Annotated in this window: 11 protein-coding genes; 4 read left to right on the top strand and 7 right to left on the bottom strand. The window is 72.2% G+C overall.

Features of this window, described 5'->3' with window-relative positions:
- From BFF77_RS22360 to BFF77_RS22375, 4 genes are all read right to left on the bottom strand, one after another.
- The coding region (locus BFF77_RS22360; RefSeq protein ID WP_141698490.1) for a GAF domain-containing protein at nucleotides 1–776 on the bottom strand (776 nt) is incomplete at its 3' end.
- A gap of 184 nt (nucleotides 777–960) precedes the next feature.
- The gene (locus BFF77_RS22365; RefSeq protein ID WP_066952714.1) at nucleotides 961–1,977 is read right to left on the bottom strand and encodes an acetamidase/formamidase family protein; all 1,017 of its coding nucleotides are present in this window, start codon (nucleotides 1,975–1,977) and stop codon (nucleotides 961–963) included.
- Nucleotides 1,978–2,134: 157 nt separating this feature from the next.
- Nucleotides 2,135–3,535: an SWF or SNF family helicase gene (locus tag BFF77_RS22370; RefSeq protein ID WP_066952716.1), complete on the bottom strand. Its 1,401-nt coding sequence runs from the start codon at nucleotides 3,533–3,535 to the stop codon at nucleotides 2,135–2,137.
- On the bottom strand, nucleotides 3,532–6,615 hold the full coding sequence (locus BFF77_RS22375; protein ID WP_066952718.1) for a DEAD/DEAH box helicase: 3,084 nt from the start codon (nucleotides 6,613–6,615) through the stop codon (nucleotides 3,532–3,534). The genes BFF77_RS22370 and BFF77_RS22375 overlap by 4 nt, the downstream gene beginning before the upstream one ends.
- 274 nt (nucleotides 6,616–6,889) lie before the next feature.
- On the opposite strand from BFF77_RS22375, the gene BFF77_RS22380 reads away from it, so the two are divergent.
- Both BFF77_RS22380 and BFF77_RS22385 read left to right on the top strand, forming a co-directional pair.
- Nucleotides 6,890–7,981 (top strand): fatty acid desaturase family protein, encoded by a 1,092-nt coding sequence (locus BFF77_RS22380; RefSeq protein WP_066952721.1) that lies wholly within the window; start codon nucleotides 6,890–6,892, stop codon nucleotides 7,979–7,981.
- Between the two features lie 66 nt (nucleotides 7,982–8,047).
- Complete coding sequence (locus tag BFF77_RS22385) at nucleotides 8,048–8,230, top strand: hypothetical protein (protein WP_066952724.1); 183 nt, start codon at nucleotides 8,048–8,050, stop codon at nucleotides 8,228–8,230.
- A 66-nt stretch (nucleotides 8,231–8,296) separates the two neighbouring features.
- Here the strand turns inward: BFF77_RS22385 and BFF77_RS22390 are convergent, their stop codons facing one another.
- Together BFF77_RS22390 and BFF77_RS22395 are read right to left on the bottom strand one after the other, a co-directional pair.
- Nucleotides 8,297–9,178, bottom strand: coding sequence for a hypothetical protein (locus BFF77_RS22390; protein WP_066952726.1), 882 nt, complete (start codon nucleotides 9,176–9,178; stop codon nucleotides 8,297–8,299).
- Between the two features lie 177 nt (nucleotides 9,179–9,355).
- Nucleotides 9,356–9,955: a class I SAM-dependent methyltransferase gene (locus tag BFF77_RS22395; RefSeq protein WP_066952728.1), complete on the bottom strand. Its 600-nt coding sequence runs from the start codon at nucleotides 9,953–9,955 to the stop codon at nucleotides 9,356–9,358.
- Nucleotides 9,956–10,129: 174 nt separating this feature from the next.
- Between BFF77_RS22395 and BFF77_RS22400 the strand changes: the two genes are divergently transcribed.
- Nucleotides 10,130–10,531 (top strand): YciI family protein, encoded by a 402-nt coding sequence (locus BFF77_RS22400; RefSeq protein ID WP_066952730.1) that lies wholly within the window; start codon nucleotides 10,130–10,132, stop codon nucleotides 10,529–10,531.
- A gap of 150 nt (nucleotides 10,532–10,681) precedes the next feature.
- A complete protein-coding gene (locus tag BFF77_RS22405; RefSeq protein WP_066952732.1) occupies nucleotides 10,682–11,905 on the top strand; it encodes an RNA polymerase sigma factor in 1,224 nt (407 codons plus the stop codon).
- A gap of 85 nt (nucleotides 11,906–11,990) precedes the next feature.
- Here BFF77_RS22405 and BFF77_RS37030 read toward each other — a convergent pair.
- Nucleotides 11,991–12,499, bottom strand: a 509-nt coding sequence (locus tag BFF77_RS37030) for a CGNR zinc finger domain-containing protein (RefSeq protein ID WP_066952734.1), incomplete at its 5' end; no start/stop codon positions are given.

The raw sequence follows: 12,499 nt of genomic DNA on the forward strand, positions 1-12,499 counted from the left end.
TCCTTACGGCTCTCCGCGCTGGGCCGCGACGAGGCGCTGCTGATGACGGCCGGCCGCAAGGTGAGGCTGAGCCGCAGGCCCAGCGCGGAGAGCCGTAAGGAGCCCGCGGCGGGCGGCGGTGCGAGCAACGCGAGCTGCGATTCGGCGGCCCGCGCGACCGCGCCGACGAAGGCCAGACTGTGCGGATGAGCCAGCCGGTCCCCGCCGGTGATGTCCACGGCGCCCAACAGCCGTCCCGTGCAGGGATCGTGGACGGGCGCCGCCGCACAGGTCCAGGGATGGGCGGGCCGCTGGAAGTGCTCGGCGGCGAAGACCTGTACGGGCCGGTCCACGGCGATCGCGGTGCCCGGCGCGTTCGTTCCCGCCACGGCCTCCGACCAGCGGGCTCCCGGGACGAAGTTCATCCGGTCCGCCCGCAGCCGCGCCGCCCTGTGCCCCTCGACCCACAGGAGTCTGCCGTGCGCGTCGCACACCGCCATCAGATGTTCGCCGTCCATGGCGTACGCGCCCATCAGCTCACGGAACAGCGGCATCATCCGGGAGAGAGGGTGCGCGTCGCGGTACGCGGCGAGTCCGTCGTCGGTCAACTCGACGCTCGCCGTGCCCTCGGGGCTCACCCTTGCGCGGGCGGAACGCCGCCACGAGGCGGCGACCACCGAGCGTACGGGCCGCTCGACCCGGCCCGCGGTCGCGAACGACTCGTGCGCCCGGCGCAGTACGCCACGGCGCTCGGCCGGATCGGCGCCACCTTCGAGGGCCACCCAGGTCTCGGACAACACGGCCTCCCCGGTCGGACGGGCCGGACCCGACCATCGTCACCCCGGCGACACCGCCCGGCAAGCGTCCTGTCGGCCGCCTGTCGGCCGCCGGTCGCCGCTGTGTCCGTCCCGCAGGTTCGGCGTGACGGCCGGCGCCGGCATATGACGGCTGGTACGCGACCGCCCGCACGCGACGGCCGGGTCAGCCCGTCGGCAGCACGGCCGCCGTCTCGCGCAGATGCCGGTGCAGCCCGCGATGCGGTTCACCGGCGGGCAGCCACTCCTTGCGAATCTTCGCCACACATGTGTAGTTGGTGTCGCAGACATTGGCGAGCGGAGCCTCACCGGCCTGGCTGACGAGCTGATACGCGTCCAGCTCCGACAGTCCGTAGTCGCGGTTCAGCCACTGGACCAGATCGAGCTGGGATATACGGAAGGCGTCCTCCAGCGGCCGGGCCGAACCGGTCGACATGATGTGCGTGTCGGACTCGATGCGCGGCCAGGGCGTCGCGACCCCCTTGAGCAGTTCGACGATCACCACCGTGTTCATGGCGCACTCGACGGCGACCCCACAGGTCTCGCCCTCGCCCTGGCGGGCGTGCCCGTCGCCCAGACTGAGCAGTGCGCCCTCGACGTTGACCCCGAGATAGCAGGTGACGCCGGTCCGCATCTCGGGTGTGTCCATGTTTCCGCCGTGCGCGTCGGGAACGAGAGCGGAACGTACCTCCAGATTGGCCGGGGCCACCCCGACCGTGCCGTGCATCGGGTCCATCGGCAGTTCGATCTCGACATCGCTGTCGCGAGCGCTGAACAGACAGGTGCCACGTGCCCGGTCGAGCTGCCACATCCAGACGACTTCCGGGAGCGGCGGCTGAAGCGTGGCCGTCGAACGGGTGGAGGTGAGCGCGCCGAAGAGCGGCACGGTCGTCGACGCGGCCCAGTCGCGGGCGGGCCGGATCGAGACGAAGTGCACGGCGACCGTGTCACCGGGCTCCGCGCCCTCGACATGGAAGGGTCCGGTCTGCGGATTGAGGAAAGGGAACTCGCAGACCTCGGAGACCAGGTCCTTCTCGGACCGTACGCGCCCGGCGAAGCAGTCCTCGGTGAACAGGTCCAGGACGGTACCCGGGGTGATACGGGCGACGGGCGGCGCGCCGCCGAACGTCCAGGCGTACTCGCCCTTCTCGGGACGTACGGTCAGGATCCTCGGGTCACTCATGGGCGGGCTGCTCCCGTTCTCGGTCGGCGGAGACGAGCGGCCCTCACCGTACGGCGGCCACGCACACGCACGGAAGCGGTTACGGCCGGGGCCGCTTGCGGGCCGCCCGGGCCGCCTCTCCCTCGGCCCTCCCTCACTCCTCGTCTCACTCCTCGTCTCAGTCCTCTTCTCGGCCCTCGTTCAGCACCTCCGCCAGGGCCGCCGCCGGATCGTGGCCGGCCGGGCCGGCCGGGGCCCAGCGGCCGTGTTCCTTCCGGTAGGGCCACCAGCGTCCGTCGTCGCCGTACCGCAGTTGTGCCGACGCGTCGGCGACGGACCAGCGGCCCGCGCCCATGGCCCGTAGCCGTGGCCGTCTCCCGTCCTCCCAGGCGGTGTCGAGCGCCGCTTGCGCACGCGCGAGGGCCTCCGGCTCCGGCGTCCCCCCGCCCTCCAGTACGGCGAGGGCCGCCGCGCCTCCGAAGCGCCAGGCGCGTACGGCGAGGTCCAGCTCCGCGCGCTGCCGGCCGGTACCGGCGGCGAGCCGCGCCAGCAGACGGGTGTCCGATGTCGTCGCCGCGAGCCGGACACTGTCCTGATGGAGCGTCAATTCAACTTCCAGCGGCTGCTGTTCATGATCGGGCGCCAGCGCGTCCGAGAGCATGCGCAGTGCTCGCGCCGCCGCGTCCGCGGCCAGGAGCTCCAGCGCGTCCACATCCACCCCGGACGACGCGCCGGTCCCGGACGACGGGTCGGCGACCGACGGCTCCGTCCCGGTGTCCAGGGCCGGAGGCTGTCCCGGCTCCCGCGGTATGGGCGGGGGAGCGGGCAGCGGCGGCAGGATGTCCCGTGCCGCGAAGGCCGTCACGGCGGACACACCCATCGCGTCGGCGGTCGTCTCCTCCGTGTCCGGTGCCTCCGCCTCCGCCTTCGTACCGGCGGCCCGCGAGGCCCGCGCGACACTGCGCACTTGCAGCTCGTCGAGGAGCCGGCGCTCGCTCCTGCCACGGATCAGCAGCAGAACGAACGGATCCTGGTCCAGCAGTCCGGCCATCCGGTAGCAGAGCGCCGCCGAATGCGCGCAGTGGTCCCATGCCTCGCAGCCGCACTCCGGTTCCAGGTCGCCGATACCTGGCAGCAGTTCGACTCCGGCCGCCGCCGCGTCCTCGACCAGGTGCGGTGGCATCTCCCGGTCGAGCAACGCCGCGATATGGCCCGCCCGGTCCACCGCCATGTCCAGGAAGCGGTCCCACTCCTCCTCGCTCAGCCGCTGCAACAGCACATCGCTGCGGTACGTGGTGCCGTCCCGGTCCTGTACGACCGCGGTGATCCTGCCCGGCCGTACGGTCACGGCTCCCACCGCGCCCTCGCGGGCATGTCTGCGGCCCTTCGCCAGCGGCGCGCCGTCGAGCGCGGTCTCCTCCAGAGCCTTCAGCCAGGCCCTGCCCCACCAGGTGTGGGCGAAACCACGGCCACGCGCGGGTGCCTGGGCGGCGAAGGTGCGCTCGACACCGTCCCCGCCGCGCCCGCCGTCTTCGTCGCCCCAACTGTCCCCGCCACGCCCGCCGTTCGTGCCGCTCATCGCGCGCTCCCTCGCAGCTCCACCAGATCCGCCAGCTCGGCGTCGGTCAGTTCGGTCAGGGCCGCCTCGCCGGAACCGAGCACGGCGTCGGCCAGCGCCTGTTTGCGGGCGAGCATGCCGGCGATCCGGTCCTCGATCGTGCCTTCGGTGATCATCCGGTGCACCTGTACGGGCCGGTCCTGTCCGATGCGGTACGCGCGGTCCGTCGCCTGCGCCTCCACGGCGGGATTCCACCAGCGGTCGAAGTGGACGACATGCTCGGCCCTGGTGAGGCTGAGCCCGGTGCCCGCCGCCCTCAACGACAGCAGAAAGACCGGCACTTCACCGTTCTGGAAGCGGTCCACCATCGCCTCACGTTCGGGAACCGGTGTACCGCCGTGCAGAAACAGCGTGGGCACACCGCGCGCCGCGAGATGCTGTTCGAGCAGCCGCGCCATCTGTACGTACTGCGTGAAGACCAGCACACTCGCGCCCTCGGCCAGGATGGTGCCGAGCAGTTCGTCCAGCAGGTCCAGCTTTCCCGAGCGGTCCGCGATCCGTGGCGACTCCTCCTTGAGGAACTGCGCGGGATGGTTGCAGATCTGCTTGAGCCCGGTCAGCAGTTTGACGATCAGTCCGCGCCGCTCCATGCCGTCCGCCTCCGCGATCGCCGCGAGGGTCTCGCGTACGAGCGCCTCGTACAGCCCGGCCTGTTCGGCGGTGAGGGAGACGGCCCGGTCGGTCTCGGTCTTGGGCGGCAGCTCCGGCGCGATGCCCGGGTCGGACTTGCGGCGGCGCAGCAGGAACGGGCGTACGAGCGCGGCGAGCCGCTCGGCCGACGCCGGGTCGTCACCGCTCTCCACCGACCGCGCGTACCGCGCACGGAAGGTGCCGAGGCGGCCGAGCAGCCCGGGAGTCGTCCAGTCGAGGATCGCCCACAGCTCGGAGAGGTTGTTCTCCACGGGAGTGCCGGAGAGCGCGACTCTCGCCCCGGCGCCGATCGTACGCAGCGCCTTGGCGGTGGCCGAGTACGGATTCTTGATGTGCTGCGCCTCGTCGGCGACGACCATGCCCCACTCGGCACCGGCGAGTCCGGCCGCGTCCACGCGCATCGTGCCGTAGGTGGTGAGCACGAACTCGCCCGCCTCCAGGGCCTCCAGATCACGTGTGGTGCCGTGGAAGCGCCGTACGGGCGTGCCGGGCGCGAACCGTTCGATCTCGCGCTGCCAGTTGCCCATCAGCGAGGCCGGACAGACGACCAGGGTCGGCCCGGCGGCCGAGGCGTCGGTCTGCCGGTGCAGATGGAGCGCGATAAGAGTGATCGTCTTGCCGAGACCCATGTCGTCGGCGAGACAGCCGCCGAGACCGAGCGAGGTCATACGGTGCAGCCAGTTGAGACCGCGGAGCTGGTAGTCGCGCAGCGTCGCGGCGAGCGCCGCGGGCGGGCCGATCCGCTGTTCGTCGCCGTCCGTGCCCTCGGGATCGGCGAGACGGTCGCGCAGCCGGGCGAGCCAACCGGTGGCCGCCACCTCGACGCGGCGGCCCTCGACCTCGGTGGAGCCGGTCAGTACGGCGCCGAGGGCATCGAGCGGGGTGATCTTGCGGTCCTGGCTCTGCCGGGCGCGCCGGGCCTCGGCGGGATCGATGAGCACCCACCGCCCGCGCAGCCGGACCACGGGACGGCTCGCCTCGGCGAGTTGGTCCAGCTCCGCGCGGGTGAGCCGCTGATCGCCCAGCGCGAAGTGCCAGTTGAAGGAGAGCAGGGCGTCGGCCGAGAGGAAGGCGGGCAGATCGGTACCGGTACGGGAGAAGCCACTCCGATCGTCCTGGCCGTCCTGGCCGTCCTTCCCGTCGTTCCCGATGTTCCCGTCCTGGCGATCGCCCTCCTTCCGGCCCTCCTCCCGGCCCGCGCCGTCGGTGTCGCTCTGTGCCCGGCCGCCGGGGCCGATGACCGCGCGTGCCGTCAGCGTGCGGGCCAGTTCCCTGGGCCAGTGCACCTGGACGCCGGTCGCGGCGAGCGCTGTGGACGCCTCGCCCAGCAGATCGGTGATGTCCTCGTCAGCGAGTTCGACGGCGTCCGGCACTGCGGCAGAGAGCAGCGGCGCGAGCGGCGGCCAGGCGCGGGCCGCACGGCGCAGGGCGAGCAGGGCGTCCATCCGGGCGCGCGGGCCGAAGGCCGTACCGGTGGATCCCGTACCCGACCATACGGCGCCGGCGTCGGCGACGACCGTGGGATCGCTGACGCTGTGCATCTGGAGCACGGCCCGGAAGGCGAGGCCCACGCCGGCCGTGTCAACGGCACCCCCGTCCGCACGCCCGCCGTCATCGGCACCCTCACCGGCATCGGCGGCGGGATCCGCACCGCTACGGGTTCCCGGCTCCGCGTCCGGCACCAGGGCGTCGGTGAGGCCGGGCAGTTCGACGCGGAGGGAGAGCCGTACGCCCGTGTCATGGCCCGCGGCCACATCGGCGGCCCAGCCGCGCAGCCCGGGGAACCGGTTCGCCGGCATGGCGGCGAAAGCGGGCCCCGCGGCGGCGAGTTCGGCGGCGGGTGTCCGGGGCAGCCCGTCGACGACCGCGTCGAGGAAGTCCCGCAGCAGCCGTTCGGGCGCGGGCAGGAGAAGCGGTCCCGGCGATGCCGTACGGAGAGGGACCGCATGGGCGGAGGGCGGCATCGAAGCGGCGAGCGTACGGATCCGCTCCAGATCCTCCGAGGTCAGCGGCCCGGCCCGCCACGCGTCATGGTCCGTTCCGGTGAGTCCGGGCAACAGCCTTCCACCGGCCGCGAGTTGCAGTGCCAGCAGAGCCGCGGCGCCCCAGAAGGCCGTCGACGGCGAGGCGTCCGCGCGCGTACGGGCCCTGGTCAGCAGCGGAAGAGCGGCTCTTACGGGCATCAGGAGCGCTCCGACCGTGAGAGGGTGGCCATCGGTGCCGACGACAGCCAGCTCCTGCACGGAGCCCGGCGCGGACGGCGGCTCCGCGCCGTCCGGGTGCCAGTGGGCGATCCGGCCGGTGCGGGCCGGGTCCGCGGGAAGAAAGACCGTGGAGCAGCGGGCGAGTTCGGAGATCCGGGAGGGCGTTGCCGCGGGGACCGTGTGCACAGCGAAGACGCATTCCTCAAGTTTGACTACTGCGGGTCGGAGCCGCCGAGGGTACCTCACCGCGAAGCCACGCGGGAGCGGCGCCACCGTGACCTGACTCACGCCTGGTCGGCGGGGTGTAGCCAGCACCACCGTCGACCCCCTGACAGCCTCCACCTCTTCCGGGTGGTGGCCTCATGGCCGCCGGCGTTCCCTCCCCGTACGTTGCAAGAGGTCAGCGCAGTCTGCGCGACCTTTCCCCCGCTGGACATCGGCCTACAGACCGGAGACCGACATGCCCCAAGCCGCCATCGCCCCCATCGCGGAGCCCATACCCGACCCCGTCGTCGGCCGCGCGGGCGGCAGCGACTTCGCGCCCCTGCTGCGGACGGTGAGGGAGCAGGGCCTGCTGGAGCGCCGGGTCGCCTGGTATGCCCGGGGCATCACTGTCAACTTCGTCTTTCTGGGCGCCATCATCACAGGAATGGCGCTTCTCGGCCCCTCCTGGTGGACGCTGCTCCTCGCGCCGCTGCTGGCCGTCGTATCGGCACGGATGGCGTTCGTCGGCCATGACGCGGGGCACTCCCAGATCACCGCCGACCGTGGCAGGGGCCGGCTGGTGCAGCTCGTCCACGCCAATCTGCTGCTCGGAATGAGCCAGGAGTGGTGGAACGACAAGCACAACAGGCACCACGCCAACCCCAACCACATCGACAAGGACCCGGATGTCGCCGCCGACATCCTTGTCTTCACGCAGCACCAGACGGCCGGCCGTTCCGGTCTGCGCCGCTGGCTGACCCGTCACCAGGCCTGGCTGTTCTTCCCGCTCACCACTCTGGAGGGCATCGCCCTCAAGGTGTACGGCTTCCGGGCCGTCTTCACCGGATCCTCCGGGCCGGAGGACGACGGCATGCCCGCCCGTAAGCGTGTGGTGGAAGGCCTGCTGCTCACGGCCCATGTCGCCGCCTATGTCACGTTGCTGCTGACCACCATGACCGTCGGCCAGGCCGTCGTGTTCGCGCTGATCCACCAGATGCTCCTCGGTCTCCATCTGGGGATGGCGTTCGCGCCCAACCACAAGGGCATGGAGATGCCCGACCCGGAGAACAGCGAGGGCTGGGGCCATCTGCGCCGACAGGTCCTCACCTCGCGCAATGTGCGGGGCGGCATGCTCACGGACTGGTTCCTGGGCGGGCTGAACTACCAGATCGAGCACCATCTCTTCCCGAGCATGCCCCGTCCCCATCTGAGGCTCGCCCAGCCCTTGGTCCGTGCGCACTGCCTCGCGCTGGGCGTTCCGTACACCGAGACCGGCCTGATCGAGTCGTACCGGCAGGCGCTCGGCCATATGCATCATGTCGGCGAACCGCTGCGCTCGGGCGCATAGTGGAACTGGCCGGGCCCGGTGAGCGTTCATCGAGCAGAAGCGGCCCGTGCCGCGAAGGAGGCGTCGATGTCGACAAGGACGAAGATCACCATTGGGGGAGTGGCCGTAGGCCTTCTTCTGTGGCCGCTGATCGGATTCTGGTTCTCGCTGCTGGTGGTGCTCGGAGTGCCCACCGCCGCGTATCTGATGCTGGACCCGTCGCAGCGTCGCAGGCTGCGCAGGATCAGCCGTAAGGAGATAGGCCGCTGAGCCGACGGGACGCGGCCGACGGCGACGGCCCGACCGGGTACGAGGACGGCCTGACCGTGCGAGCGGTCAGGCCGGACGTACGGCCATCCTGTCGAGCGCGGTGAGAAGCGCGGGCAGTTCGGCGCCACGGCCGACCGGCAGGATCTCGCCCGGCTCCTCGTCCAGCAGCACGAACGCCATGTCGTCGGTCCTGGCGACGAACGACCAGCCGGGGCCGTCGGCGCGCAGTGTCCTGGCCTCGCCCGGGGCGAAGCTGGAGCGCACCCGGCCGAGCGGCGGAGCCGTTTCCACATAGGAGTGCAGTTCCTTCAGTACGCGCCGCACTCCCTGATGCGAGGGGCCCGAGGACTCCGGGCCGCTGTCCTCGGTGCCCGGGGCCGCGGCCACCGCTCCGGCGAGCCGCTCCCGCCACATCGCCCACTGAAGGGCGATCTCGTCCGCGCCGAGCCGGCGCCGGGCCGGGCCCCAGCCGTCGGTGTCGGGCGGCGTGAGCGGACGCCAGGAGCTGTCTTCGTTCCCGCTTCCGCTTCCGCTCCCGTCCACCGGCCTGCTCCCGGGGTCCTCCTCGGAGCCGGGCCCCGGCTCGGGGCCGGGATCGTGCGGGGCGGGCAGGCCGGGGGCCCGTACGGACAGGGCGAGCGGCCAGCCGGGCAGTGCGCGGACCACGGTCCGTTCCCCGGGTGACAGGTCGTACGCGATACCGCAGTCCCAGGAGGCGATCGCGACGGCGACCAGCGAGACGTCGTCCACCACCACCGTCCAGCGGGCGCCTACCCGGTCCTGGCCCATGACCAGGCCGTATCCCCGGTCGTAGGGCTCCAGCCCGAGCGCCGCACAGGCCTGCGGATAGTCGTCGCCGAGCACGGCGGGGAACTGAGCGGGGGTGAGCAGGGCGGCGGTCAGCACAAACAGCGGGTCGTCGTCCATGGAGTCGTCCGTTCCGGCCACGGCACCTCCCCATCCGATCCGTTGTCGGCGCACCCTAGCCAGTGGGCGACCCGGACGTCGAGAGTCCGGAAGCAGCCCGTGCCGAGAAGCCCCGCGCACTCCTGGCGCGCCTGCCCGCCTGCCTTCCCGCCCGCCCGCGCGCGCCTGCCCGCCCGCCCGTGAGCGTGCGCGGCCGGATCAGTCCTGCCGGACCGCCAGGGCCAGAAAGCGGGAGTCCTCATCGGTGTACGACTCCAGCCGCCAGCCGGAATCCGCCAGCAAAGGACGCAGCCGGTTCTCGGCCCGCAGATCGTCGTCCGTGATCCGCCGTCCCTGCCGGGCGGCCAGCGCGGCGCGGCCGAGGGGATGGAACAGCGCCAGCCGGCCGCCGGTGCGCACCACCCTGGCCAGCTCGCGCAGATTCTCCACGGGCCGCGGAAGGTGGGAGATCAGCCCCGCGCCGAACACCGCGTCCAGCGAGCGCGGGCGCAGCGGCAGCCGGGCCACATCGGCGAGCAGCAGCCGCCCGCTCCGGCCGCGCCCGGCCCGTACGGCCTCCGCCAGCATCTCCGGGGTCAGATCGAGGCCCAGCACCGTGCCGTACGGGCCCACGGCGGCCCGCAGAGGTGCCAGCGCGCGTCCCGTCCCGCAGCCCGCGTCCAGGACCGCGCCGCCAGGACGCAGCCCGAGGTCGGCGACGGCCGCGGCGTAGGCGGGACCGTCGCCCGCGAAACGGGTGTCCCAGCCGGCCGCCCGGGCACCGAAGAATTCCCGTACCTGTGTGTGATCGTGAGCCATGGCGGCATGGTCCCGTAGGAGCGGCCCGTACCGCGACGAGCGGGCCACGGAGATCGCGTCGGCTTTTTCCGGGAAATCTCGGAGCGTCCTCGTCGAGGATGTCGAAATCGCGGCGCGTGCTTCTACCTGTCCATGAGAGCGCCCCGCGGGGGCCGCGACAGTGAGGAGAAGGTCATGAAGTACATGCTGCTCATGCAGTTCAGCGAGAAGACAGCGGACTTCCCGCCGATCACGGAGTGGGCACCGGAGGAGATCCAGGCCCATTTCGCCTTCATGCGCGACACCAACACGAAGTTCGCCGAGGCGGGCGAGCTGGTGACGGCGCAGGGGCTGGCGGGGCCCGACCAGGCCAGGATCGTACGGGCCGGAGGCGGCGGGGCGCCCATTGTCACCGAGGGTCCCTATCCTGAGACGAAGGAGTTCCTGGCCGGGTACTGGATCGTCGACTGTGACAGCGCCGAGCGGGCGGTGGAGCTGGCCGCGCATGTGTCCACGGCTCCTGGCCCCGGCGGCAAGCCGCTGAACATGCCGATCGAGGTCCGCCAGGTGATGGCGGGACCGCCCGAGGAGATGTGAGCACTGACTGATCCGATTCCCCACACCGGTCGACCGGCGGATCCGCGAACGGGCCCGGCCGCCGCTCAGGCGGTCGCCCCGGCCGACGGCCCGGCCACCGGGCGGTTCACCGGTCCGGGATCCGGTCGCGGGGACACGTCCGCCGAGGACCTGCTGCGCACCCTGGCGCCGCAGGTCGTCGGCGTGCTCACCCGCCGGTACGGAGACTTCGGCGCCGCCGAGGACGCCGTACAGGAGGCGCTGCTGGCGGCGGCGGCCCAATGGCCCCACGAGGGTGTGCCCGGCAATCCGCGCGGCTGGCTGATCCAGGTCGCGAGCCGCCGTATGACCGAGCGGATACGGAGTGAGCAGGCGCGGCGCAGCCGTGAGGGCCTGGTGGCCCGGCAGGTGCCCGCCGACCGGCGGTCGGCGCCGCCCGCCGACAGCGACGCGCCGGCGGACCGGGACGACTCGCTGATCCTGCTCTTCCTGTGCTGCCACCCCGCGCTGTCACCCACGGCGGCGATCGCCCTGACCCTGCGCTGTGTGGGCGGTCTGACGACGACCGAGATCGCCCGCGCCTTCATGGTCCCCGAGGCGACCATGGGACAGCGGATCAGCCGGGCCAAGCAGCGGATCAGGACGTCGGGCATCCCGTTCCTGATGCCGGACGACAAGGATCGCGGGCGCCGGCTGGACGCCGTGCTGCATGTCCTCTATCTGATCTTCAACGAGGGGTATGCCGCCGGCGAGGGGCCCGACCTGCAACGGATCGAGCTCTCCCGGGAGGCGATCCGGCTGACCAGGGCCGCCCATGAACTGCTTCCGGACGACAGCGAGGTCGCGGGCCTGCTGGCCCTGATGCTGCTCACCCACGCCAGAAGCGCGGCGCGCACCGGCGCGGACGGTGAGCTGATCCCGCTGGCGGAGCAGGACCGCGGCCGCTGGGACACACGGGCGATCGAGGAGGGTACGGCGCTGATCACGGCCACCCTGCCCAGGGGGCCGCTCGGTCCGTACCAGGTCCAGGCGGCGATCGCAGCCGTCCATGACGAGGCGGCTACGGCCGAGGACACCGACTGGCCGCAGATCCTCGCGCTGTACGGAGTGCTGGAGCAGCTCGGCGCCAATCCGGTCGTCTCGCTCAACCGGGCGGTGGCGGTGGCGATGGTGCGTGGCCCGGAGGCCGGACTCCGCATCCTGGAGTCCCTCGACAAGGAGGGCCGTCCGACCGGGAATCACCGGCTGTCGGTGGTCCGTGCCCATCTGCTGGAGATGGCGGGCGACCGGCAGGGCGCGGTGGAGAACTACCGGGAGGCGGCGCGTCGTACGACCAGCCTTCCGGAGCGCGACTATCTGATGATCCGCGCGGCCCGGCTGGCCTCGGCCGTCTGACCCGAGGCGCTCGCCGAGCGGTCCGGCCGTTGACGCACGCCGATCGGGCCAGAGCGCTCGCCGGTCACTTCCGGGCGCTCGCCGATCAGGAGGTGCCGTCCGCGCTGTCCTCACGCATCCGTCTACGCTCCCGCGAGGCGCGCAGATTGGCGGCGTTGCCACAGATGCGTACGTCGTGCCAGACACCGCTGTTGTTGCGTGACATGTCGTAGAAGGCCGAGCGGCACCCGGCGCCGCGGCACAGCTTCAGCCGGGACCAGACGCCGGCCCGCTGGGCGAGCAGTGTCTCCGACCAGAGCGCCGATTCGAGCCACTGACGTCCCCGGCCGACCGGGACCATCCGTACCTGGCCCCGGGAGTCGGGTGCGAGCCGCACCGCGATGTCGTGATCGGTCCGGCCGGATCCGTGTCCGTCCTCCGGCGCGCCGCTTTCCGCCGCGGCGATCAGTGCCTCGAAGGCGGACCTCAGATCGCGGAGCGCCGCCGGGTCCGACGTCGACAGTGAGCAGTCGGGAGCGTCCAGACCCCGGACCCGCGCCCACGCGCCGGCGGCGCCGGTCAGCCACTCCTCGGCGGACTCGCGGCCGGCCAGCA

It is taken from the genome of Streptomyces lushanensis, assembly GCF_001700515.1.
GTDB lineage: Bacteria > Actinomycetota > Actinomycetes > Streptomycetales > Streptomycetaceae > Streptomyces > Streptomyces lushanensis.